22 protein-coding genes are annotated in these 22,849 nt (G+C 66.4%); 11 read left to right on the top strand and 11 right to left on the bottom strand.

Annotated elements, in window-relative coordinates; all coding sequences use genetic code 11:
- Together CYU59_RS13320 and CYU59_RS13315 are read left to right on the top strand one after the other, a co-directional pair.
- Positions 1-1,620 carry an AMP-binding protein gene (locus CYU59_RS13320; protein ID WP_292990130.1) on the top strand — a complete coding sequence of 540 codons (1,620 nt, stop codon included), beginning with the start codon at positions 1-3 and terminating at the stop codon, positions 1,618-1,620.
- 66 nt (positions 1,621-1,686) lie between these two features.
- Positions 1,687-1,872, top strand: a complete 186-nt coding sequence (locus CYU59_RS13315; protein WP_292990128.1) for a hypothetical protein — start codon at positions 1,687-1,689, stop codon at positions 1,870-1,872.
- A gap of 9 nt (positions 1,873-1,881) precedes the next feature.
- On the opposite strand, the gene CYU59_RS13310 is transcribed toward CYU59_RS13315, so the two are convergent.
- The 4 genes from CYU59_RS13310 to CYU59_RS13295 are packed head-to-tail and all read right to left on the bottom strand — an operon-like array spanning position 1,882 to position 5,464.
- On the bottom strand, positions 1,882-2,799 hold the full coding sequence (locus CYU59_RS13310; protein WP_292990126.1) for an LLM class F420-dependent oxidoreductase: 918 nt from the start codon (positions 2,797-2,799) through the stop codon (positions 1,882-1,884).
- A 24-nt stretch (positions 2,800-2,823) separates the two neighbouring features.
- Positions 2,824-3,561: an SDR family oxidoreductase gene (locus CYU59_RS13305; RefSeq protein WP_292990123.1), complete on the bottom strand. Its 738-nt coding sequence runs from the start codon at positions 3,559-3,561 to the stop codon at positions 2,824-2,826.
- Positions 3,558-3,998 carry a VOC family protein gene (locus CYU59_RS13300; protein ID WP_292990120.1) on the bottom strand — a complete coding sequence of 147 codons (441 nt, stop codon included), beginning with the start codon at positions 3,996-3,998 and terminating at the stop codon, positions 3,558-3,560. The genes CYU59_RS13305 and CYU59_RS13300 overlap by 4 nt, the downstream gene beginning before the upstream one ends.
- Positions 3,995-5,464, bottom strand: coding sequence for an NAD(P)/FAD-dependent oxidoreductase (locus tag CYU59_RS13295; protein ID WP_292990117.1), 1,470 nt, complete (start codon positions 5,462-5,464; stop codon positions 3,995-3,997). Before CYU59_RS13295 ends, CYU59_RS13300 begins: the two co-directional genes overlap by 4 nt.
- Before the next feature lie 75 nt (positions 5,465-5,539).
- On the opposite strand from CYU59_RS13295, the gene CYU59_RS13290 reads away from it, so the two are divergent.
- Entirely contained in the window at positions 5,540-6,157 is a 618-nt protein-coding gene (locus CYU59_RS13290) for an isochorismatase family cysteine hydrolase (RefSeq protein WP_292990115.1), read from the top strand.
- Here CYU59_RS13290 and CYU59_RS13285 read toward each other — a convergent pair.
- From CYU59_RS13285 to CYU59_RS13265, 5 genes are all read right to left on the bottom strand, one after another.
- Positions 6,144-7,223, bottom strand: a complete 1,080-nt coding sequence (locus tag CYU59_RS13285) for a metallophosphoesterase (protein WP_292990113.1) — start codon at positions 7,221-7,223, stop codon at positions 6,144-6,146. The genes CYU59_RS13290 and CYU59_RS13285 overlap by 14 nt on opposite strands.
- The gene (locus tag CYU59_RS13280; protein ID WP_292990111.1) at positions 7,220-8,068 is read right to left on the bottom strand and encodes an ABC transporter permease; all 849 of its coding nucleotides are present in this window, start codon (positions 8,066-8,068) and stop codon (positions 7,220-7,222) included. Before CYU59_RS13280 ends, CYU59_RS13285 begins: the two co-directional genes overlap by 4 nt.
- Positions 8,058-8,834 (bottom strand): ABC transporter ATP-binding protein, encoded by a 777-nt coding sequence (locus tag CYU59_RS13275; RefSeq protein ID WP_292990108.1) that lies wholly within the window; start codon positions 8,832-8,834, stop codon positions 8,058-8,060. The genes CYU59_RS13280 and CYU59_RS13275 overlap by 11 nt, the downstream gene beginning before the upstream one ends.
- On the bottom strand, positions 8,831-9,850 hold the full coding sequence (locus tag CYU59_RS13270; RefSeq protein WP_292990105.1) for an ABC transporter substrate-binding protein: 1,020 nt from the start codon (positions 9,848-9,850) through the stop codon (positions 8,831-8,833). The genes CYU59_RS13275 and CYU59_RS13270 overlap by 4 nt, the downstream gene beginning before the upstream one ends.
- Before the next feature lie 157 nt (positions 9,851-10,007).
- Positions 10,008-12,338, bottom strand: a complete 2,331-nt coding sequence (locus CYU59_RS13265; RefSeq protein WP_292990103.1) for a hypothetical protein — start codon at positions 12,336-12,338, stop codon at positions 10,008-10,010.
- Between the two features lie 77 nt (positions 12,339-12,415).
- Here CYU59_RS13265 and CYU59_RS13260 point away from each other — a divergent pair, with 77 nt between their 5' ends.
- The 6 genes from CYU59_RS13260 (at position 12,416) to CYU59_RS13235 (ending at position 18,595) form a co-directional block, all read left to right on the top strand.
- On the top strand, positions 12,416-13,327 hold the full coding sequence (locus CYU59_RS13260) for a LysR family transcriptional regulator (protein ID WP_292990101.1): 912 nt from the start codon (positions 12,416-12,418) through the stop codon (positions 13,325-13,327).
- Positions 13,328-13,396: 69 nt separating this feature from the next.
- A complete protein-coding gene (locus CYU59_RS13255; protein WP_292990099.1) occupies positions 13,397-14,380 on the top strand; it encodes an alpha/beta hydrolase in 984 nt (327 codons plus the stop codon).
- A gap of 2 nt (positions 14,381-14,382) precedes the next feature.
- Entirely contained in the window at positions 14,383-15,228 is an 846-nt protein-coding gene (locus CYU59_RS13250) for an SDR family NAD(P)-dependent oxidoreductase (RefSeq protein ID WP_292990098.1), read from the top strand.
- 31 nt (positions 15,229-15,259) lie between these two features.
- On the top strand, positions 15,260-16,180 hold the full coding sequence (locus tag CYU59_RS13245) for a ferritin-like domain-containing protein (protein ID WP_292990096.1): 921 nt from the start codon (positions 15,260-15,262) through the stop codon (positions 16,178-16,180).
- Entirely contained in the window at positions 16,177-17,676 is a 1,500-nt protein-coding gene (locus CYU59_RS13240) for an NAD(P)/FAD-dependent oxidoreductase (RefSeq protein ID WP_292990094.1), read from the top strand. Before CYU59_RS13245 ends, CYU59_RS13240 begins: the two co-directional genes overlap by 4 nt.
- Before the next feature lie 4 nt (positions 17,677-17,680).
- Entirely contained in the window at positions 17,681-18,595 is a 915-nt protein-coding gene (locus tag CYU59_RS13235) for a MerR family transcriptional regulator (RefSeq protein WP_292990092.1), read from the top strand.
- On the opposite strand, the gene CYU59_RS13230 is transcribed toward CYU59_RS13235, so the two are convergent.
- On the bottom strand, positions 18,592-19,950 hold the full coding sequence (locus CYU59_RS13230; protein WP_292990091.1) for a salicylate synthase: 1,359 nt from the start codon (positions 19,948-19,950) through the stop codon (positions 18,592-18,594). The genes CYU59_RS13235 and CYU59_RS13230 overlap by 4 nt on opposite strands.
- A gap of 238 nt (positions 19,951-20,188) precedes the next feature.
- On the opposite strand from CYU59_RS13230, the gene CYU59_RS13225 reads away from it, so the two are divergent.
- Positions 20,189-20,404: a hypothetical protein gene (locus CYU59_RS13225; RefSeq protein WP_292990090.1), complete on the top strand. Its 216-nt coding sequence runs from the start codon at positions 20,189-20,191 to the stop codon at positions 20,402-20,404.
- A 4-nt stretch (positions 20,405-20,408) separates the two neighbouring features.
- Here the strand turns inward: CYU59_RS13225 and CYU59_RS13220 are convergent, their stop codons facing one another.
- Positions 20,409-21,431 (bottom strand): methyltransferase, encoded by a 1,023-nt coding sequence (locus CYU59_RS13220; protein ID WP_292990314.1) that lies wholly within the window; start codon positions 21,429-21,431, stop codon positions 20,409-20,411.
- Positions 21,432-21,573: 142 nt separating this feature from the next.
- Between CYU59_RS13220 and CYU59_RS13215 the strand changes: the two genes are divergently transcribed.
- Positions 21,574-22,848: an HNH endonuclease signature motif containing protein gene (locus CYU59_RS13215; protein WP_292990089.1), complete on the top strand. Its 1,275-nt coding sequence runs from the start codon at positions 21,574-21,576 to the stop codon at positions 22,846-22,848.
- Position 22,849 lies beyond the last annotated feature (1 nt).

The raw sequence follows: 22,849 nt of genomic DNA, 5'->3' as shown, positions 1-22,849 counted from the left end.
ATGGCTTCGTCCCATCTCGACGGTTTCGTGCCGTTTCCGCCCGACCGAGCGGCCCGGTACCGCGCCGAGGGGTACTGGAGTGGCAGGCCCGTCGACTCGTTGCTGTCCGACGCGGCGCATCGGTGGCCGACCCGCGCCGCGGTGGTCGACGCCGACGGAGCGCACCGGCTGACATTCGCCGAGCTCGACCAGCGCGCCAGTCGTGCCGCCGCGGGGCTGGCCGGGTTGGGCATCGCCGTCGGCGATCGGGTGCTGCTGCAATTCCCCAACGGGTGCGAGTTCGCGGTGGCGTTGTTCGCCCTGCTACGCGCGGGGGCGGTCCCGGTGATGTGCCTGACCGGACACCGTGCGGCCGAGCTGGGACATTTCGCCGCGGTCAGTGAAGCAACAGCGCTGTTGATCCCGGACACCGCAAGCGGTTTCGACTACCGCCCGATGGCGCAGCAACTGGTGCGCGACCATCCCGGGCTGCGTCACGTCATCGTCGACGGCGACCCGGGGCCATTCACCGCGTGGACGCAGATCGATACCGGTAACGCCGAAAGGCCGGCACATCAACCAGATCCGGAAACCCCCGCACTGCTGCTGGTGTCGGGCGGCACCACCGGCACCCCCAAGCTGATCCCCCGCACCCACAACGACTATGTCTACAACGCCACCGCCAGCGCCGAACTCTGCAAACTGACCGCCGACGACGTCTACCTGGCGGCTTTGCCTGCCGCACACAACTTTCCGCTGGCCTGCCCCGGCCTGCTCGGCGCCATCACGGCCGGTGCGACCACGGTGTTCCTCACCAACCCCAGCCCGGAGTCTGCGTTCGGCGCGATCGCCCGCCACGGCGTCACGGTCACCGCGCTGGTGCCGGCACTGGCCAACCTGTGGGCACAGGCCACCGAATGGGAGCCGGAGGCGCCAACCTCGTTGCGGCTGTTGCAGGTTGGCGGCGCCAAGCTGGAAGCCGTTGACGCACAACGAGTCCGCGAGACCCTGACGCCGGGATTGCAGCAGGTGTTCGGCATGGCCGAGGGACTGCTGAACTACACGCGCCCCGGCGACCCGCCCGAGGTCGTCGACAACACCCAGGGACGGCCGCTGTGCGCTGCCGATGAACTCCGCGTCGTCGACGACGCCGGCCTACCCGTGACCGCCGGTACCGAAGGCGAACTGCTGGTCCGGGGTCCGTACACCTTCAACGGGTATTTCCGCGCCGAGGAGGCCAATGCGAACTCGTTCGACCCCGAGGGCTTCTATCGCAGCGGCGACCTGGTCCGTCTGCACACCAATGGAAACTTAGAGGTCACCGGCCGGGTGAAGGACGTCATCCATCGCGGCGGCGAGACCGTTCCGGCAGCAGATCTGGAAGAGCATCTGCGTAGTCATCCGTCGATCTCGGCGGCCGCGGCGGTTCCGGTGCCTGACTCGTACCTGGGTGAAAAGATCTGCGCGGCAGTGGTTTTCTCCGGAAAACCGGTAACACTGGCCGAGTTGAACGCCTACCTCGACCAGCGTGGCGTGGCGCGACATGCCCGGCCGGACGTGCTCAATGCGTTGCCCACACTGCCGACCACGCCGATCGGCAAGGTCGACAAGAAGGCCATTGTGCGGCAATTACAGTCTTAGAATTCGCTGCCGAATTCACCGAGTTCGGACAGAGATCCTTTATCTTTCAGCATTACCGTCAAGGACATGAAAACACAGGTTGACAGCAGTTCGTCGGCGGCTAGCGGCCGCATCGAGACGAAGCGGTCAGTTGTGTCGCTCGCCTTTTCGGTACTGGCCGCCGGCGCGGCGCTCTTCGGAGCGGGCGCGGCGATGGCCTCGCCGTCCAGCATGGTTCCCGGTGACGCGTTGCTCGCGTTCCACGTCAAGTAATTCGGTCGCTCACAGCGCCGCAGCCAGCCTCCACAGCACCTCCCGGTCCGCCGAGTCCGTCCGCTCGAGCGGGCTCAGCGTCAACTCGGTTGCGCCGGCGTCCAGATACGAATTCAATTTCCGCAGCACTGCTTGCTCCGGCCCGATCGCAGCCAGCTCGGTGATGCTCTCGACACCCTCCCGCGCGATGACATTGCGGTACGACGGGATCGCTTCGTAGAAACCCAGCTGTTCGGCGGCCGCGGCGCGGGCACTCTCGACATCGTCTGACACCAGAACCGGGACGGCGGTGATCACCCGCGGTGTCGGGCGGCCGGCTTCCGCTGCGGCTTTGTTGATGGTGGGCACGATGAATTCACCGATGGTCCGCGGACCCGCCAGATATGGGATGGTCCCGTCCGCCAGTTCGCCGGTGACCCGCAACGCCTTGGGGCCCATGGCCGCGACGTACACCGGAACCGGAGTGCCGCCGAAGACCTGCACCGGCCAGGTCGGGCTGGCGCTGATCTCGCTGCCGTGGAAGTCGACGCTTCCGGTGTCGAAGACGGCACGCAGGATCGTCAGATGTTCCCGAAGCCGGGTGATGACGTTGGTCCAGTCGGTACCGAAAGCCGGGCGTTCGATGAGGCGCGCGCCCAGCCCGAGCCCGAGACTGAAGTTGCCGTGGGTGGCGGCCTGTGCCGTTTGCGCCAGCTGAGCGACGATCAAGGGGTGTCGCGGGTTGATCGGGACCACCGAGGTGCCGACACCCAACCCCGGAACAGCGGCTCCGACAACCGCCGCCAACGAGATCGCGTCGTAGTTCAGCTGCTGCGCCAGCCACACCTTCGTGACCCCGAGCTCGTGAGCCCGTCTGGCCTGGTCGAGGACATCGTCGACGAGATTGACGGCACCGGGACGCGGAATGAGCAGTACTCCAGCAGGCATGCTGCCCGCAACGCGCCCGGCTGGTCAGCTATTCCTGTGCTTGGCGCGCAGCCGCTGCACCTGCCCATAGGTGTCGATCGGGCTCTGCAACGCCAAGCCACCGTCGGCCAGCACGGTTTGTCCTGTCACCCAACTCATCTCGAGCACCGCGACAACCGCCTCGGCGACGTCGTCGGCCGCACCGACCCGGCCGAGTGCGGTCCGTTCGCTCAGCGCATCCAGCCAGCCGGGAAGTTGCTCGGCCCCGGCCAGCATCGGTGTCCGGGTAACCCCCGGCCCCACCGCGTTGACCCTGATCGCGTGCGGCCCCCATTCGCTGGCCGCCACCCGCACCAACATGTCGACCCCGGCCTTCGAGACGCAGTACGCGCCCATGTCGCGGTCGGCCACCGTGCCGCTGATGCTCGACACAGCGACGATGGATCCGCCGCCGCCGCCGTCGATCATCGACTGCGCCACCGCCCGCATCGTCAGCCACGTTCCGGTGAGGTTGACGTCGATGACCCGCTTCCACTCGGCGGGGTCCTGCGCCAGCAGCAAGCCCGATGCACCCATACCCGCACACGCCACCAGACGATCCGGCGTTCCGGCGGCCTTCAACGTCTGCTCCAGCGCCGCCGCCACCTGGCCGGGATCGCTGATGTCGCAGTCGATGTCGCCGCCGCGCAGATCCCAGGTGACGACGTGATGCCCGGCCTTGCGCAACCGATCGGCGGCGGCCTGACCGATCCCCGACGCCCCACCGGTCACGATCGCGCTCATCGCGCCGGGCCGATCAACTCGACCCGGACACCGTCCGGCGCTACCACCACGGCCATTTCCACCTGTTTGCCCTCCGGTGCCGGGACCGTGATCCGCCGGACTCCGTCGGCGAATCCCAGCTCTGCCAGTCGGCCCAGTGCCGGCCCGACGTCACGGTTCAACGAGACGAGGAAGAACCCCGGCGTCGGTCCCGCAACCGATTCGGTCGCGGGCGCCGACTCGTCGAAGACGACCAGTTCGACCAGTCCACCGTCCAGCGCGGCCGGATCGCCGAGGAAGATCGAGCGAAGCTTGTCGTTCGTCGCGTCGAACAGCGTCGGCCAATCGCCCCGGAAGACGTGATCGAAGATGATCTCGAGACCCAGACCATCGCGCCAAAAGCGCAGCGCGCGATCGACATCGGTGGTCACGATCGCTGTGTGGTGGATACCGTTCACGCGCTCTCCCCCTGTGCAGAGGTATCGAAGACGTCCAGGGTCACCGCGGCCAGGCGCTGCGCGAACATCGCCCCGCTGTAGGGATATTGAGTCACCATCTTGCCGCTGGGATGGCGAAAGTAGTTGCTGCAGTTGGCCGCCCATACTGTGGTGTCGAGCGCGGCCTGTATCTCGGCGTTGAACTCGTCGTGCGGGCCGCGCTTGACGTCCACCGCCGCGATGGCCTCCCTGCCCATCGTGTCGAGCAGCCGGCGCACGAATTCGGCCTGCGCCTCCAGGATGTAGATCATCGACGTGATCCCGTTGGTGTTCGGTCCGTAGAGGGTGAACAGATTCGGGTAGCCCGGCACCGCGGTACCAAGATAGGCCTCGGCGCCGTCCGACCATTCGTCGTGGAGTCGTCGACCACCGCGGCCGTACACCTCGAGACTGCTCAGATAATCCGCGGCCTTGAAACCGGTTCCGAAGATCACCGTGTCGACGGGATGCTCCACACCGTCCGCGGTGCGCAGACCCTGTTCGGTGAAGGCGACGATGGGCTCGGTTTCCAATCGGACGTTCGGCAGCGCGAACACCGGGAACCACGTCTTGGACTGCAGCGGTCGCTTGCATCCGACGGGGTAGTCGGGCAACAACTTCGACTGCAACTCCGGGTCTTGCACCTTCTTCATCAGGTAGCCGTAGGACATGTCGGTCAGCATCTTGGTCATGTCGGATTCCGCGTCGAAGTCGGCTGCCTCGTACTGCTGGAAGGCGGCGTCGCGAACCTTGAGCGCCTCAACCGGATCGCTCGCGAACAACGCTTGCTGATCCGGGGTGAACGGATCGTCGAACCGCGGCGCCACCCAGATCGGGGTGCGCTGGAAAACGGTCAGGTGCTCGGTCTCCGCTGCGATCGCCGGAACGTACTGCACAGCGCTGGCCCCGGTGCCGATCGACGCAACCCGCTCCCCGGCCGTCGATTTCGAGTGGTCCCACCGCGACGAATGAAACACCCTGCCGCCAAAGGATTCCCGGCCCGGGATGGCCGGAATGTTGGGGATGTCGAGCATGCCGACGGCGCTGACGACGATGTCGACCTCGTGCCGCTCCCCCTGCTCGGTGTCGATCGTCCAGCGGGCGTCGGCATCCGACCATCGCAACGCGGTGACGGTGGTGTCGGTCCGCAGATGCTGAGCGAGGCCGTGGTCGTGGGCGACCTTCTCCAAGTAGGCAAGGATCTCCGGCTGGTTCGCGTAGGTCTTGCTCCAGTACGGGTTGAGCGCGAACGAGAACGAGTAGAAGTGCGACGGCACGTCACAGGCCGCGCCCGGGTAGGTGTTGTTGCGCCAGGTCCCGCCGAACCCGTCGCCACGCTCGAAGATGGTGAAGTCATAGCCGGCCTGCGCCAGTTGGATGCCCATCGCGATGCCACCGGGACCGGCGCCGATGACGCCGACCCGCAGCTTCCTCGCCGACGCGACCATAGTCAGCAATGTTACATACGCACCTCGATATGTAAACACTGGTGCTCTCAGCGGTGGTGGAGCAGAGTCGAGCGGATGAAATACCGCAGCACCACCACGGGCCTCATCGTCATCGACCCGTACAACGACTTCATCTCCGAGGGCGGCAAGGTGTGGGACCGCCTGAAAGGAATCGCCGAAGCCAACGGCTGTGTGCAGCACATGAGCCAGGTGCTGGAGGCGGCCCGGTCGGCCGAGATCCAGGTCTTCTACGCACTGCATCACCGATACCGGCCCGGTGACTACGAGAACTGGCGGTCCATCGCGCCGATTCAGAAAGCGGCCTGGTCGCGAAAGACCTTCGAAGAGGGAACGTGGGGTGGTCGGCTGCGCAGCGAGTTCGAACCCCGGCAAGGAGACGTCGTCGCGCAAGAACATTGGTGTTCGAGCGGTTTCGCGAATACCGATTTGGACGTGTTGCTGAAGAGGTACGGAATTCACCAGCTGATCATGATCGGGTTGATTGCCCACACCTGTCTCGAGGCGACCGTTCGTTTCGGCGCGGAACTGGGCTACGAGGTCACCGTGGTCAACGACGCGACCGCCAGCTACTCCGACGCCGAGATGCACGCCGCACTCGAAGTCAACATTCCCAACTATGCGACTGCCGTGGTCTCCACCGAGGAACTCCTGGCCGACATCAGGTCCAGCTGAACGGTCGATTCAGCGTCAGCGTCTGCTCGGACTTCTCGTACCAACCCTGCGGCGCGAACTGACTGGTGTGCAGATAGCACTGCACCCGCACCTGAGCGCTACCCGGCTCGAACGTCAACAGCCGGCTGATCGGCAGCGTGGTGATCGGCATGTGATGGCGGCTCAGCGATGCGACGTTGAGAAACCATGTCCCCCAACGCTGTTCGATGTGCGTCTTGCCGCCGAAAGAATCCTCCGGATGGGTGTGGGTGTGACCGGCGAGCCACAGCGCCACCCGGCCCGGACGGGTGGCGAGAAACGATTCGAACGCCGCCGAATCCGGCTTGCTGTCCACCCAGTAGAGGTATGAGGCGCCGTTGGGCGTGCCCTGTTCGAACGGCCGGTGATAGTGCTCGACCAATTCGCCGGTGGCAGAGCGGCGGACGCCCTCCCATTCGCCCGAGGCGACGGTGGTGTCCTTGAGGACGTAGTGATGCACCGACACGATGACCGCGTCGGGATTGTCGTCGACCATCGACGCCCACCAGTCGAACGTCTCACCGCTGACCACCCCGCCGGGATTGCCACCGAGCGTTCCGCGGCCGACGTGCTGGCTGGGCTCGTTGCGGTCGCTCATCATCAGGAACAGCAGATTGCCCACCCGGAAGCTGTACCGCTCCCAGCTGCCCTGCACCCGGTAGGGGCGGGCGGCCGGGTCGACACCGGAGAACTCGGTGTGCTCGCCGAGTGGGTCGACCCACTTGCGCCACCACCACGCCTCGGGTTCGTCCAGCCCGCTGCGGTCGTGGTTGCCGCACACGCTGTAGACGTCCTCGCGGCGATGGTTCCGCAGCGCGGCGAACTGCTTGACCACTTCTTCGCCCTCGGTGTCGTCGGGCAAGCTGTGATGCGATCCGGACATGTCGCCCACGTCGATGGCGATGTCCCAGTCGAACGGCGGACCTCCCTCGGCCCCACCCAGCTCGGATTGCGAAATCGCCTCGGCCAGGCTGCTTCTGCCGTGCTGCCGATCGGTACCGACATGGGCGTCTCCGAACGCCCACAACCGCAACGGCTGGGGTGTCACGAGTCGTCGGCCCCGAGCAGGCCCCGCCGACGACGAATCGCGTTGTCCAGAACCGTGAAAAGCCCGTCGATGACTATTCCGAGAGCCAGGATGACGATCATGATCGCGATCGCGGACGGCATGTCGGAGAGGTTCTGCGCGTTCTCCAGCAGAACGCCGATGGACGCCGTGTTGGCCACGATCACGACCAACTCCCCGGACATCAGGCTCCGCCAGGCGAACGCCCAGCCCTGTTTGAGACCGGTCACGAAGACGGGCAGTGAGGCCGGCAGGATCAGATGCCGGTACAGGGCGAAACCTCGCAGCCCCATCATCGTTGCCGCACGGCGCAGCAGCACCGGGATGTGGTCGCTACCGGCGATCACCGCCACCGCAATCGCGGGTGCCGTACCGATCACGATGACGAACAAGATGGCCGACGTGGTGAGACCGAAGAAAATGATCGCGAAGGGAAACCACGCGATGGCCGGCATCGTCTGCATGCCGGTGATGAGCGGCCCGAACGCCGCCCGCACGATCCTGCTGCGCGAGACCACAATTCCCACGGCGAGGCCGATCACCACCGCCAAGCCGAATCCGTAGACGGCCCTGCCCATGGTGGTCGCGATGGCCTGCCACAGCACCGGCTGGTGAGCCTGGGTCCAGAGGCTGGCCAGCGCGGCCGCCGGGCTGGGCAGCACGAAGGACGGCTTCCACCCGGTCAGATACACGATCTGCCACAGCGCAAGCACCACGAGTAGTCCCACCCCCGGGGCCCACAGCGAGCGCGCCCGTCGCCGCACCGCCGACTCGGTGGGCCGACGCGACTCGTCCGCGGCCGTGCCGGTCACCTCGCTAAGCACCATCGTGTGTCCCCTGCAGGCCGGCGGTGATCGCCGCCGTCAGGCCGGCGAACTGCGAACTCTCCGTGCGTCGCGGTCGCGGGAGATCGACGGTGTGTTCGGCGACGATCCGGCCCGGGCGGCCGCTCAGCACGATCACCCGATCGCCGAGTCGCACCGCTTCACCGACGTTGTGCGTCACGAACAGAACTGTCAAACCCGTTTCGGCCACCAAACGTTCGAGCTCGCCGTGCAGCAGATTGCGGGTGATCGCGTCGAGCGCACCGAAGGGTTCGTCCATCAACAGCACGTCGGCGTCCTGCGCCAGCGCCCGCGCCAGGGCGACCCGCTGCCGCATTCCGCCTGAAAGCTGATGGGGCCGGGCGGCGGCGAAGCTTGCCAGACCCACCATCTCCAGCAGTTCGGCCACCCGGGTCTGTCGCTCACCCTTCGGCAGCTTGCGGGCCCGCAGCGCCAGCTCGATGTTGGCGGCCGCCGTCAGCCACGGAAACAGTGCCGGCTCTTGAAACATGAACGCTATCTGTCGATCTGCGGTGCGGACCTCGCCGGAGGTGGGCTGGTCGAGTCCGGCGACCAACGACAGCAGGGAGCTCTTGCCGCAACCCGACGGCCCGACGAAGCAGACGAACTCACCCCTCGCCACGGCGATCGACACGTCGGTGAGGGCCTCGACCGCCGCGCCGCCGCGACCGTAGGTCTTCGAAACGGACTCGAGCGTGACGACGCCGTCCGCCACCACTTTCCGGTCGGTGGTCGTCGCCGGACTCATGAATTGACCTGGGGGCGACCGGTCGACTGCAGCACGCGGTTGAGCGGTGCGAGATCGAAAAGGCCTTTCAGGTCGATCGGGTCCAGCAACCCGACCGATACCGACTTTCGGGCCAGGTCGTTGAGGGATGCGGCATCGGGATCGTTGGTGAACGTCGTCTCCCGAAAAGAGGCGTCGAGCACATCGGCGTCCAGGCCTTTGCCGACGCTCTTGGCCAGTGCGTTGTTCGCCGATTGTTGCGCCGCAACGGGGTTGGTGTGGATCAGCTCGTCGGCTTCGATCTGACCGCGCAGCAGCGCCGCCACGGCGTCGGGATGTGCGGCCAGGAATTCTTGACGCACCACCAGGATGGTGATCGTTCCGAGGTCTGGCCACAGTCGGACACCGCCGTCCTTGACCATCTGCACGTCGTAGGGAGCGGACTCCACGGCGCCCGCGATCTGATTGGCGGTGAACTCCTGCACGATGGCCGATTCCGGCTTGGTGGGTTTGACGAAGACGTCACCACCACCCTGCTTGTTGGTCTGTAAACCGTGTTCTTTCAGCCAACTTCGCAGCAGGACATCGTGGTTGCCGCCCAGCGCCGGGTCGGCCACGGTCTTGCCGCGGAGATCCTCAGCGGATTTGATGTCGGGTTTGACGACGAATGACGTTCCGCCCTGCGCGGACCCGGAGACGATCTTGATCGCCGTCCCGCCGGATTTCTGCCACGCATTGAACGCCGGGTTGGGCCCGACGTAGGCGGCATCGATCTTGCCGGACAACAGTGCAGTCGCTTCGGCGGTGCCCTGCCCGAACGGCTGGGCGTCCAGCGTTGTTCCCGGACCGAGGTTTTTGGCGAACAGGCCTCGGTCGATACCGACCAGCGCCGAGGCGTGCGTGATCCGGGTCAGATAGCCGAGTCGCAGGGTGAGGTGAGCGCCGCGGTCGGTCGAGGCGGAGTGTCCGCAGCCGGTCAGCGTCGCGGCGGTGAGCGCGACCGCCATCACCGAGCGAGCGAGGGGGCGAGGCGCCATGGTTCTCCTTGAGGCGAGAGGGATGATCGGTCTGCGGCCATTTACCGCGTCGGGTGAGACGGGGCCTGACCGTCCGGTCAGCGACAGGAGGCCGAGGTGACGCGATGCAGGTCGACGTACAGACGTCGAGTCAGGTAGCAGGCCTTGGTGCCCAGCATTATTCGACCCGGCCGCGATTGAGGAAAAGTGGGCTGGTCCACACCTGGTGCCCGTCGACTTGGCGTGCGCGCATGTAGACCGCACTGTCGACGGGTGGTAGATCGATCGCCAGGGTTCCGTTCACGGTGATGGGAAGGGCGGTCGGGTCGGCGATGCGCTCCACCCGCAGGGTCAGGTTGAGTCCGCCGACGGCGACCTCCCGCGCACCGGTGTCCAGCAGTTCGGCACCGGTGACCGCCAGTTCGGCGCGCAGGCCGTCCTCCTCGACGCTGGTGTCGATTCGGAGTCGGGCGCCGGCCAGATCGGCGAGTCGGACGATGACACCCATATCGCTTCCGAATGTCTGGGTGCGCCAGCTGACACCGTCGCCGTCGCGGGCGATCATCTGCTCGGGATGCGTTGCCGCCCAAGGCATGACGGCGTCGACAGCACTACCGTCGACCCTGAGCCCACCCGTCCAGGTCGCCCACCGGTAGCGGTCCTTGTGCCGAGCACCGCCCCAGCGGATCCGCACCAGCGTGTCGGACAGTCCGGTCTCACCGTGCAGGTCGCGGCGATACAGCAGTCCCGAGGCATCCCAGACCTGGAGATCCTCCCACCCCGCCGTCCCGTAGAGCGCGTACTGGGCGGTCAATTCGTCTGCGGTGCAGTCGATCTCGTCACCCATCCAGTGCTTGCCGCTGCGCAGCAGCGCCACCGCGCGTGCACCGGTGGTCGCCCAGGTCCGTCTGGAACGCAGCGATTTCCCGACGTCCTCGCGGGTGAGCTCGGGCGCCAGTACGCCGGTGAGTCCGCCGTTGCCGCCGAAGATGTTCGCACCGGGCGCACCACCGCCCGGCCGGCCGCGATGCTCGTCGCTGGCGGCGCTGGCGCCCAGTCGCAATCCGCGCGCCATGGCGTCCTCGAAGAACCAGGGGCTGGTGCCCCACGCGGAGTGCACCTCGATCAACCGCTCCAGTTGCGGGTGATGCCAGTCGAGAATCGCCCGCCGTCCACCGACATGCGGGATCAGCAGATAGGAGTCCGGGTCCTTGTCGTACGCGGCGTACAGCTGGGTGATCGGCCAGGTCTGTGGCACCGGCGATGACGAGGCCATGCCCGAGTGCCATTCCAGCGATCGCGCCAAGGTGGTGTCGTCGCCGAGGAATACGACGTTGTGGTCGCCGCCGACACCGGCCGTGCCGCACCATTCGACTCCCGGGTAGCAGACCAGTCGCCCGTCATCGTTGACATCGCGGCAGGCCTGCACCACATCGGCCCAGACGTCGTCGGTGATCTGAAAATCGTTGGCGGTGTAGCCGATCACATCGAGTGCGCCGATGTCGCGGCCGTAGGCCAGATTCCACGGGGTGTTCTGGGTGCCCACCGTGTCGTTGGAGTGCACATGCAGGTCCGCGAAAAGCGCCCGCGGCGAGGGAAAGTCGTCGATCTGGTCCAGGTAGCAGGTGGCTTCACCGACGATGTCGGTCGCGGTCCGGGCGGCGACGTCGACGCGGGGTGAGCCGGCCGGGACCGTCAGCGCGACAGCTACCCATCCCTCGGCGGGGAATTCCGCTGCAGCCACTGTCTTTTCGTTCACCCGGGCCGATGCGTGTGCGGTGATGTCGCGGCATGCGTTGCCCCAGCGATCCTGGAGGTGCAGACGCAGATCGGCCGTCCCGGAATCCGAACGCACCAGTCGCGGGCCATGGACCGCAAGGTGGGCGGGCGGGCCCGGGACGATCGCGAGCACCGAGCGCGCGGCGCGGGCCATTCGCGATGTCCCTAATGGATCGACGAAGAGATGGAACTCGAACTCGTCCTCGACGAAAGTCTGGACCCGGGTGCCCGGACCGCCGAAACGTCGATCCCCCAGCCGGATCTCGACGACGTCCCCGGGTCGCAGATAGCCGTCGACGACATGCATCACCAACGCCTTCTGGAACGGACGTTCGCCACCCTTGACGTCATAGCGAATCTTGAGCTGTCGAGCCGTCGCCGCCGACTGCTCCGATGCCCGGCCACTCAACGAACGACTGAGCAGCCGCGCCGAGGCAAAGTCCCGTCCCTGCGGATCGTCGGTCTGCAGATCCCAGTCCGAGTAGAACCGGAAGCACAGTTTGAGCCACCCGCTGTCGGCGATACCGGACTGGCCGACGGTGTAGGTGAACAACAATTCTTCTGTCGATCCCGCGACGACGGTCGAGGTCGGGCAGCTCAGCTCGCCCAGGAACGGCAGCGCCGTCAGCTCGGCGGTGACGGCTTCGCGCACGCTCAGGTCGGAGCAGTCGTTGGTGTCCGGCCCGCCGGCGGCACGCGCGGAGATTCGAACCGGCGGCACGGATGGCATTTCACGATTCTGGCGTCGGACCACTGCTCAGTCCAACGCATAGATATGATGCGATTGATCACTGAAAGTGAACAAAGATGAACCTGCAGCAGATGCGCTACGCGGTCGCCCTGGCCGACACCCAGAGCTTCACCCGGGCCGCCGCGGCCCAATACATCGTGCAGTCGGCGCTGAGCCAGCAGCTGCGCAAACTCGAGGACGAGCTGGGCGTCCGTCTCTTCGAACGCACCACCCGTAAGGTCACGCCGACGCCGGCCGGCGAGACGCTGCTGCCCCTGATGCGGCAGGTACTGGCCGGTATCGACCAGATCAAATCCGGTGCCCAGGCGATCAGCGGCACCATCGCCGGCCGGCTCACCGTCGGGATGATGGAGGTGCCGTCGGAAAGCCTCGACGTCGCGGCCCTGATGGCCACCTTCCACACCCGATATCCCGAGGTCAGCGTGACGCTGCGCAGCGGCGGCAGCGACCTTCTGATCGGCGCTGTTCGCGATCGCAGGCTCGACGTCGCGATCGTCGGGTCGAATCGCCCGCCGAGCGCCGGACGGCTGACCTTCACCGAGTTGTTCGTCGAGCCTCTGGTCGCGGTGCTGCCCGCCGGCCATCCGCTGGCCGCCGCCGATGCGGTACGCCTCGACCAATTGGCGTTGCTGCCGTTCATCGACTTCCCGATTGGCTACGGCTTGCGTCACGAAACCGATCGCGGGTTCGCCGACGTGCACCGACGGGTGGCGTTCGAGGTGACTCGCGTCGACGAGGTAATCCATTTCGTCCGAAGGGATCTCGGGGTCGCGCTGCTACCGGAGTCGGTCGCCGTCTCGCGCGTCGGCGCCGATCCGACACTGGTGCTGCGCCCGGTGGCCGGCGCCGATCTGCATCGTCAGGTGAATCTCGTCGCGCCGGGCGATGCGCAGCGGTCGCCGGCATCGCAGGCCTTCATCGGCTGCGTCTTCGACCACATCGGCACGGTCGGCGCGGGCCCGAGATAGCGGGCCCAGCGACACGCCGCTCCGACGTTGCCATTGACGAATGTCACCATTCCGTGTTGACTCTCCTGCATGACGGAGTCAATGCCGACTCGCGGATCGCTGCGATCACGTTCCGCGGCGCTGGCGAGCATGGCGACATTACGGCAGCTCAGCGCGGTACTTCCGCCCGAACGGGCCTGGGGCTTGTGGGCATCGCGCCGCATCATCGCCGGCATCATGGATACCTTCGGTCCTTCACTGGCCGGGACCCGCATCGAGCACATCGACGTGCACCACGATGGGCGTCGCGTTGTCGGTGAGTGGGTGCGCGCGCCCGGCGTCTCGACGAGCCGGGGCGCCATCTACTTCGTTCACGGCAGCGGCTTCGCGCTGTGTTCACCGAGAACCCACCGTCGACTGACGGCGTGGCTGTCCCGGTTGACCGGGCTACCGGTGTTCACCGTCGACTACCGGTTGGCGCCGCGCCACCGCTTCCCCACCGCAGCCGAGGACGTGCGGGCCGGGTGGGACTGGCTGACCGCCCAGGTGCCCGCGGAACGCCTTGTCATCGCCGGTGATTCGGCCGGCGGCCACCTTTCAGTGGATCTGCTGCTGCAGCCGGATGTGGCCACCCACCGTCCGGCCGGATTGGTGTTGTTCTCGCCGCTGATCGACCTCACCCTCGAGCTTGCCCGTGCGCGTGAGGTTTTGCGCCGTGACCCGGCGATCCGGGCCACCGATGCGGCCCGGCTGGTCCGGCTGTACAGCAACGGAATCGATCCCGCCCATCCGCGACTGCGACTCGACGTGGCGGGTGGGCCGCCGATGCCGCGCACCCTCATTCAGGCCGGCGGCGCCGAATTCCTGCTCGCCGATTCCCGGCACCTGGCCGCCGACATCCGCGCCGCGGGTGGCCGTTGCACCCTCCAGGTCTGGCCTGACCAGGTGCACGTGTTCCAGGCGCTTCCCCGGCTGACGCCTGAAGCCGCGAAGGCCATGGCGCACGTCGCCTCGTTCGTCGAGACCGCCTTGCAGGAGCACGACATCGAGAACGTCACAGGAAAGGCGGGCTGAGCATGATCGGACCGTTCGGCAGATCGCCCAAGGTGAGCCACCACGCGCGCGCGGTGGTGACCGGTGCGGGCAGTGGGATCGGCGCGGCGTTCGCCACCGAGTTGGCCAAGCGCGGCGGCCGGGTCGTGTGCAGCGACATCGACGAAGTCGCTGCCAAGCGAACCGTCACCTCGATCATCGACCGCGGCGGCGAAGCGATCGCAATCGCCTGCGATGTCACCCAATTCGACGCCGTCCAGGATCTGGCCACCCAATCCCAGTCGTGGTTCGGCGCCGCACCCACGCTGGTGATCAACAACGCCGGTGTCGGCTCCGGCGGCGCCCCGATCGGCGAACTCCCCCTGGAGGACTGGCAGTGGGTGCTCGGCATCAATCTGTGGGGCCCCATCCACGGCTCGCACGTGTTCGCTCCGATCCTGCGGACCGGCGAGCCGAATGTGCCGCGCGGCATCATCAACGTCGCCTCAGCCGCGGCTTTCGGCGCGGCACCGGGGATGGGCGCCTACAACGTCAGCAAGGCTGGTGTGTTGATGCTGTCGGAAACTCTGGCTGCCGAATTGTCCGGCAGCGGAGTCAAAGTCACCGTGCTGTGCCCCACGTTCGTCAAGACCAACATCGTCGAATCCGGCCGCATCTCAGCGGGCGCGACTCGCCTCGCCAACCAGGTCATGCGGTTCACCGGGCTGACCGCGGAGAAAGTCGCCAAGACCTGCCTGGACGCCCACGACCGTGGCGACTTGTACTGCATGCCGCAGTTCGAGGCCAAGATCGGTTGGAGCATCAAAAGACTCGTGCCCGGCACCTACACCCGCGCGGCCGGCCTGCTGGGCCGCATTTCTGGGCTCTGACCAAGACCGATCGAATGAAGGAGTGGCACTGATGGCTATCGACATGGACAAGATGCTGGCCAAAATCAAAGACCGCCAATGGGCGCTGGCCGACATCGACTGGGACGCACCGGGCGCCGAGATGATCACCGACGAGCAGCGACCGCAGCTCAAGGCGTTCATGGCCGACCTGTGCTGGATCGAGAACATCGGCGCCCGGGGCTTCGCGGCGCTGGCGAAGAAAGCGCCGACGCCGACCATCGGTGAGATCTACCGGTATTTCCACGCCGAGGAGCAGCGCCACGCCAACGCCGAGCTGGCACTGATGAAGCGCTGGGGCATGCTCGAAGACGGTGAGGTCCCGGAGCCGAACGTCAACATCCGGCTGGCCATCGACTGGCTGGACCGCTGGGCCGACGACATGCCGCTGTCACTGCTGGGCACGGTGATCCCGATGCTCGAAGTCGCACTGGACGGCGCCCTGTTGAAGTTCCTCCTCGACGAGGTGCACGACCCGGTCTGTCATCAGGTGTTCGAGAAGATCAACAACGACGAGTCACGGCACCTGGTCGTCGATTTCGAAGTTCTCGACATGATCGGACACGCGAAGATCCGCCGGCTGCTGATCGACTTCATCGGCCGCAACGCCACCCCGGGTCTGATCATCGGCGCGATCATGGGCGCACCGCTGATCAACCGGATCGCCAACGAGATCACCGCGATGGGTCTGGAGCCCGAGCGGCTCTTCAAGGCCGTCAAGCGGTTCAAGGAACTCGGCGACCGCGGCGAAAAGACCAGCCGGGTACCGACGTACCGGTTCCTGCGGCGCTACGCCGCCGTGGTGACGAACCCGAACCACCCCTATCACCTGCTGGCCAACTCGATGGTCTGGCTGTCCGACCGCTATCCGCGGCCGCTGCTGCCGTCGGTACCGAGCTGGGTCCGCGAAGTCACTCACGAGCCGGCGGCATGACCGTGGCCAAGACGCACACCTACGCAACCCTGATCGTCGGAGCCGGATTCGCCGGGCTCGGTGCAGCCATCCGGTTGGCCCAATCCGGCGTCGACGACATCGTCATCCTCGAGCGCGGCGACCGCGTCGGCGGAACCTGGCGCGACACCGGCTATCCCGGCGCCAGCTGTGACATCCCGTCGCTGTTGTATTCGTTCTCGTTCGTCAAGAACCCGACCTGGTCGCGCACCTACTCGCCCGCCGAGGAGATCTGCCACCACATCGAAGACATGGCCGACCGGTTCGACGTACGCCGCCACATCCAGTTCGGCCAGGAAGTGACGGGGTTGTCCTTCGACGAGAGCGCAGGCGTCTGGACCGCAACCACGGCCACCCGCAAGCGTTTTCGCGCCCGCACGGTGATCCTGGCGTCGGGGCCGCTGCCGGACTCGAGCTTCCCCGACATCCGCGGCCTGGACACCTACGAGGGCCATAAGATTCACAGCGCCCGGTGGGACAAAGACTACGACTTCGCCGGGAAGCGGGTCGGCGTGATCGGCACCGGCGCCAGCGCGGTCCAGATCATCCCCGAACTGGTCAAGCAAGCCGAATTCGTGAAGGTGTTCCAGCGCACCCCCGGTTGGGTGCTACCCCGCCTGGATTTCGCGACGCCGCCTGCCGTCCAATCGGTATTCGGCAAAGTGCCTGCCGTGCAACAGCTTGCACGCCAGGCCTTGTTCTGGGGTCACGAGGCGAGCGCGACCGCGTTGGTGTGGAATACACCGCTGACGTCAGTGGTGGCCAGGCTCGGCAAGATGCACCTGCGCAGCCAAGTCAAAGATCCCTGGCTGCGCCGCCAGCTGACGCCCGACTTCACCCCGGGCTGCAAGCGCATGCTGGTGTCGAGCGACTACTACCCCGCGCTGCAGCGCGACAACTGCAAGCTGATCGACTGGCCCATCGCGACGTTGAGCCCGGTGGGTGTGCGCACCAGCGACGGCATCGAGCACCACCTGGACTGCATCGTGTTCGCCACCGGTTACGACGTGCACCTCACCGGTCCGCCCTTCCCGGTCACCGGTCTGGGTGGTCGCTCGCTGAGCGCCGAATGGGTCGATGGCGCACAGGCTTACAAGAGCGCCAGCGCACACGGTTACCCGAACCTGTTCTTCATGACCGGCCCGAACTCGGGGCCCGGGCACAACTCGCTGCTGGTCTACGTCGAAGGTCAGCTGGACTACGCGGTGCGCGGCATCACCACGATTCTGGACAGCGACCTGCGCTACCTCGATGTCCGCCAGGACGTGCAGCAGCGCTACAACGAACGCATCCAGGCGCGGCTCACCAAGACGACCTGGATGTCTGGCTGCAGCAGTTGGTACCTGACCAAGGACGGTCGCAACGTCTCGATGTACCCGGGATTCGCCACCCAGTATCTTCGACAGATGCGCGATTTCCAGTACGCCGATTACGACGCGGTCGAACATGCCGCCGTCCGCGTGAGTTCGTCTGCCTGACACGATGTCGCCTGACCGGCCGCACCGCCCTGAAACCGGCACCATCGCCGGTGTCTTGGCGAACCTGCGGCGCGCGCCCAAACGCGTGCGCCGCCAGTCGCGGGAGGTCATCGAGAACGCGGTCTCGCAGCTGTTCGACGCCGCCGTCCGCTACCCCCACGGTGCACTCGGCTCGGGTGAATACCGGATCGAGGATCTGGCCCGGCTCGCCGGTACCACCACCCGCAACATCCGGGTCTACCGCGACCGTGGCCTGCTGCCGCCACCGTTGCGGGTCGGTCGGATCGCGCTGTTCAATGACACGCATCTGACCCGGTTGCGGCTGATCACCTCGATGCTCGACCGGGGCTACAACATCGCCCACGTCCGGGAGATGCTCAGCGCCTGGGAGGAAGGCAAGAACCTCGGCGACGTGCTCGGCCTCGAGACTGCCATCGTCGGCACCTGGACCAGCGAGAAATCCCAGACCATGCCGGTAGCCGAGGCCCAGCGACTGATCAACGACCCGAAAGCTTTCGACCGCTTGGTCAATCTGCAGGTGATCCACGTCGACGATGCGCAGGCCACCATCACCCGGCCGAAATTGATCGAGGCGTTCAACGAGGTTCGCGGCTACGGCATGAGCATGGACACGCTCGTCGACCTGCACGAGAACATCAGCCCGCTGATCGACCAGATCAGCGAAATGCTGGTGCGCGCCGGAGCCGAACACGTCTCCGACCGGATCAAACCCGGGGAGGCACTGCCCGCCGACACCGAAATCGCTGAGCTGATAACCATGTTGGTGCGCTTTCGCACGCAGGCCGTGTCGTCGGTGACCGCCACGCTGGCGTCGTCGATCGAGACGACCATCGAGTCGTTGGTCAGCCAGATCCTGGGCGAATATCTCGAGCGCTCACCCGAGGCCGACGCCGGCTAGGTCGTCTCGCGCCGCGCGACCAGGTAGGGCGCCAGCGTCGTCAGCTTCTCGCAGGTCTCCTCGAACTCCCGGTCGGGATCGGAAGCGGCGATGATGCCCGCGCCGGCGCGCAGCCAGGTACGGCCGTCACGCTCGTAGACGGTCCGCAACGTCAATGCCGCGTCCAGTGCTCCGTCGGACGAGAAGCGCACCACCGCACCGGAATACAACTCCCGGGGGCTTTCATCGAGCCGGAGGATGGCATCCACGCTGGGCGCCTTCGGGATGCCCGAGGCGGTGACCGCGGGAAAGAGCGTCTCCAACGCATCCATCCGGTCCTTGGACGCGTCGAGCCGCCCGGTGACTGTCGAGCCGAGATGCTGCACGCTACCGCGCTCCCGCACCGTCATGAAGTCGACGACGGCGGAGCTGCCGGGTTCGGAGACCTCGTCGATCTCCTGCACTGAGCTGCGCACCGACATCGCATGCTCGACAATCTCTTTGGTGTTCGACTCCAGGTCCTCCCTGGCCTCACGGTCAAGCTCGGCGCCGCGGCCCAATGCCCGGGTGCCGGCCAGCGGTTCGGTCACCACCAGGCCGTCGTCGTGCACCGCTGCCACCAGTTCCGGGCTGTAGCCCAGGGCGCGAAAACCACCGAGGTGCAAGAGAAATGAGCGCGCCGGGGTGTTGTGCCTGCGCCCGACCCGATAGGTGGCCGGAAAGTCCAGCGCGAACGGCACATTGACGCAGCGGGACAAAATCACTTTGTGATAGTCACCGGCGACGATCTCGTCGATCGCGGTGGCAACGCGAGCCCGGTAATTCGAGTCGTCGGCCGACACATCCACACCGGAGGGGGTCGGTGCGGGTTGCACACCGACGCTGAGTATTTGGCTCAGCGCCGCGATGTGACGATGGTCAGCATCGAACACGGTGACCGCGTCGGCGACAACGATGCGCGTGCGCGGCCAGAACACCCGCGCGAGCGGAGTCTTCGGCGCAAGGCGCTCCTGCAGTCCGAAGCGGTAGGCGCCGAATTCGAAGGCTATCCAGCCGAACGCCTCGCCGGTCTCCAGCAGCAATCGATCGACGGCCTCCCCCAGGACCTGTCCCGGACGACCCGACCAGGTCTGCCGCTGCGTGACACCATCCTGGATGATGCGCAACTCGTCGCTGTCCAGCTCGACGGTCGCCAGCGCACCGAGGGCCAGCACCCATTCGCCGTCGTGCTCGTAGAGCAGGTATTCCTCACCGGCGGTCTCGGCCAGGACGGCCACCAGCTCGGCCGCCAGATCCGCGGGCGCGATACCGGCCGGCAGCGGAAACGACAACGAAGCGGCACCTGCCGGGCTGGTTTCGACGCCAACTTGGGTCACGCTTAGTAAATTTAGCCTAACCTATTAACGGACGGGTAACTCCGGTCCACCGCCAGCCACCCGCAACCACTGTTGCGCTGGTCGATCACTATTTTTCGCACCGTGGCGCCAATCGTCGACGACGTTGTCACGTGGCGTTTCCGCTCCGTTCACACCCCGGCTCCACAATGACTGCAGCCCTGCGGCGGGCCGGCCGGAAGGCTCGTGCGACGCCGCGCTCAGACGAGAGGACAGCACTGTGTTCGTGATCCGACTGCTCGACGGCGAAGAGATCCGCGCGTCCGAGAACGACAAGCTGACCGTCAACGAGAACACCGGCGTGCTCACCGTGCACCGGGTCGATGGGTTCGAGGAAGTCACCACCCACTATTCGCCGTCGGCGTGGGCTTCGGTGACGCATCGGGTCAAGGAGCCGGTCGTGCGGCGACCGCTGGCCGGGGCCAACAACAGGTAGGCGCCTATTCGGGCACGGCCTCGATGACGCAGAGCGGCCCTGCCGTCTGCACCACGCGTTGCAGCCGAAAACCGGCCCGCCGCATCAGATCGGTCCACTGCCCGAGGCTGCGTTCCAACGCGCCCGCCAGCACCAGCATCTCCAAATCGACGTAATGGCCCAGGAATTCGCGGTCGTGGTCTGGAACGACCATCTCCAGCAGCAGCAATTTTGCGCCCGGCGGGGCCGCGGCTTTGATGGTGGCGAGAATGGCGGTGGCTTTGTCGTCGGCCCAGTCGTGGATGACGTTCTTCAGCACGTATGCGTCAGCGGACGGCACGCTGTCGAAGAATGACCCCCCGGTCACCGTGACTCGATCGGCGACACCGTGCGCGGACAACACGGGCGGTGCACCCTCGACCGCCTCGGGAAGATCGAACAGGATGCCGCGGGCATCGGGCGCGGCCGTCAGGATCGACGACAGCAGCAGGCCGTGGCCACCTCCGATATCGGCAATGACATCGAACGTGCTGAAGTCGTACGCCGCAATCACGGCCGCTTCCAATACCGCCGAGGTCGAGGTCATCGCGTTGTTGAAAATCTCCGCGAACGCCGGGTCTTCGGGTAGGTACTCGAAGAACTCCTTCCCGAACACTTTCGGCGGGTTCGGCTCTCCGGTGCGCACCGCATCGGCCAACAGCGTCCAGTTCGCCCGGTGCGGCGACGATCCGTAGAAGAGGGCGGCCGCCCGCATCGAGGTCGGCGAGTCGGTCCGCAGTGTGTCGGCCGGCGCATTGAGCGCGAAACGTCCGTCGCGACGTCGGCGAAACACGCCACGGCTGACGAGCAGACGCATGAGCCGCGCCAGGCTGTCGGGATCAGCCGCGACGCGCTGCGCCAGTTCCTCCTTGGTCAATGGGCCCGCGGCGAGCGCATCGGCAATGCCCAGTTGCGCGGCCGCCGAGACGGCCTGCGACAGGAAAGCTCCGAAGATGATGTCGAGGACCGTGATCGGCGGAGGCGCCAGGCGCTGGTACAACCGCCCCACGTGGTGACGGACTCGTTCGATCGCACGGGCCACTCTGACCGGCGGCAGCTTCGGCGTCGGGGTCGGGGTCGGTGGCATCGATTCTCCTTCCAGCGGTGCCATATTGATCTACCTGTCGGTGGCCGTCGCTACAATCGAATGTATGTTCGATAGCATCGTGGCGGTCGACGTCTCGGCCCCGGAATCTGTCCTGGTTGAGCGCATCGCCGAGCTGGAACGGCTGAAATCTGCTGCGGCTGCCGGCCAGGCTCGAGCGGCGGCCGCTCTCGATGCCGCTCGGCGAACGGCGGAAGCCGCGGCGGGTATGCCGGCCGCACGACGCGGACGCGGAGTTGGCAGCGAAATCGCTTTGGCGCGTCGCGACTCTCCAGCCAGGGGCGGTCGGCACCTTGGCTTTGCCAAGGCGCTGGTGCACGAGATGCCGCACACGCTGGCGGCACTGACGACCGGCGTGCTGTCGGAGTGGCGGGCCACTCTCATCGTGCGGGAAAGTGCCTGCTTGGACGTAGAGGACAGGCGAGTTCTCGATGCCGAATTATGTTCCGATCCAACCACTTTGGACGGCCTGGGCGATGCGCGGATTGCGGCCGCGGCGAAGTCCATCGCCTACCGAATCGATCCGCGCGCGGTTGTCGACCGAGCTGCCAGAGCCGAAACCGAACGCACGGTGACCATTCGGCCCGCCCCCGACACGATGACGTATCTGACGGCGTTGTTGCCTGTCGCCCAGGGCGTCTCGGTATACGCGGCGCTGCGTCGCGTGGCGGACACCACGTCAGACGACCGGTCCCGCGGCCAGGTCATGGCCGACACCCTCATCGAACGCGTGACGGGCCGCAGTGCAAACACACCCGCGCCGATCGCCGTCAACCTGGTCCTCACGGACCGCGCGCTGCTCAGCGACGACACCACGCCGGCGAATGTTGTTGACTACGGCCCGATTCCGGCCCAAGTCGCCCGCGGACTGGTGTCATCGGCCGTCACCGACCCGCGGTCGCGGGCGACGTTGCGACGGTTGTACGCCCATCCTCAGTCCGGTGCACTGGTGGCCATGGAGTCGCGGGCGCGGAATTTTCCGAAGGGACTTGCCGACTTCATCGGACTGCGTGACGAACGATGTCGCACCCCGTATTGCGACGCTCCGATCCGACACCGTGACCACGCCACCCCATACGCCCGGGGAGGGCTGACCGCGGTTGCCAACGGGCTGGGGACGTGTGCACGCTGCAACTACGCCAAGGAAGCCGCCGGGTGGGAAGTGCACGCTCGAGTTGACGAAATGGGCCGGCACACGGCCGAATACATCACTCCGACCGGCGGGCGTCACCGATCAGCTGCGCCGCCACGCGCCCCCGCCATCGTGGTCGGTGAACTCGAAGTCAGGGTCGGCATAGCCTTGGCGCGACACGCCGCCTGAC

This window comes from Mycobacterium sp., from assembly GCF_002863225.1.
In the GTDB taxonomy this organism is placed as follows: Bacteria; Actinomycetota; Actinomycetes; order Mycobacteriales; family Mycobacteriaceae; genus Mycobacterium.
The sequence above is the reverse complement of the archived record's forward strand: the minus strand, read 5'-3'. Positions and strand labels throughout refer to the sequence as shown.

What these genes read in the sequence shown, in the direction of transcription:
- CYU59_RS13290 (WP_292990115.1), top strand. Translation starts at nt 5,540, where the DNA reads ATGAAATACCGCAGCACCACCACGGGCCTCATCGTCATCGACCCGTAC.
- CYU59_RS13265 (WP_292990103.1), bottom strand. Translation starts at nt 12,338, where the DNA reads ATGCCATCCGTGCCGCCGGTTCGAATCTCCGCGCGTGCCGCCGGCGGG.
- CYU59_RS13275 (WP_292990108.1), bottom strand. Translation starts at nt 8,834, where the DNA reads ATGAGTCCGGCGACGACCACCGACCGGAAAGTGGTGGCGGACGGCGTC.
- CYU59_RS13280 (WP_292990111.1), bottom strand. Translation starts at nt 8,068, where the DNA reads ATGGTGCTTAGCGAGGTGACCGGCACGGCCGCGGACGAGTCGCGTCGG.
- CYU59_RS13215 (WP_292990089.1), top strand. Translation starts at nt 21,574, where the DNA reads ATGTTCGATAGCATCGTGGCGGTCGACGTCTCGGCCCCGGAATCTGTC.
- CYU59_RS13320 (WP_292990130.1), top strand. Translation starts at nt 1, where the DNA reads ATGGCTTCGTCCCATCTCGACGGTTTCGTGCCGTTTCCGCCCGACCGA.
- CYU59_RS13240 (WP_292990094.1), top strand. Translation starts at nt 16,177, where the DNA reads ATGACCGTGGCCAAGACGCACACCTACGCAACCCTGATCGTCGGAGCC.
- CYU59_RS13260 (WP_292990101.1), top strand. Translation starts at nt 12,416, where the DNA reads ATGAACCTGCAGCAGATGCGCTACGCGGTCGCCCTGGCCGACACCCAG.
- CYU59_RS13305 (WP_292990123.1), bottom strand. Translation starts at nt 3,561, where the DNA reads ATGAGCGCGATCGTGACCGGTGGGGCGTCGGGGATCGGTCAGGCCGCC.
- CYU59_RS13295 (WP_292990117.1), bottom strand. Translation starts at nt 5,464, where the DNA reads ATGGTCGCGTCGGCGAGGAAGCTGCGGGTCGGCGTCATCGGCGCCGGT.
- CYU59_RS13310 (WP_292990126.1), bottom strand. Translation starts at nt 2,799, where the DNA reads ATGCCTGCTGGAGTACTGCTCATTCCGCGTCCCGGTGCCGTCAATCTC.
- CYU59_RS13235 (WP_292990092.1), top strand. Translation starts at nt 17,681, where the DNA reads ATGTCGCCTGACCGGCCGCACCGCCCTGAAACCGGCACCATCGCCGGT.
- CYU59_RS13245 (WP_292990096.1), top strand. Translation starts at nt 15,260, where the DNA reads ATGGCTATCGACATGGACAAGATGCTGGCCAAAATCAAAGACCGCCAA.
- CYU59_RS13250 (WP_292990098.1), top strand. Translation starts at nt 14,383, where the DNA reads ATGATCGGACCGTTCGGCAGATCGCCCAAGGTGAGCCACCACGCGCGC.
- CYU59_RS13270 (WP_292990105.1), bottom strand. Translation starts at nt 9,850, where the DNA reads ATGGCGCCTCGCCCCCTCGCTCGCTCGGTGATGGCGGTCGCGCTCACC.
- CYU59_RS13255 (WP_292990099.1), top strand. Translation starts at nt 13,397, where the DNA reads ATGACGGAGTCAATGCCGACTCGCGGATCGCTGCGATCACGTTCCGCG.
- CYU59_RS13315 (WP_292990128.1), top strand. Translation starts at nt 1,687, where the DNA reads ATGAAAACACAGGTTGACAGCAGTTCGTCGGCGGCTAGCGGCCGCATC.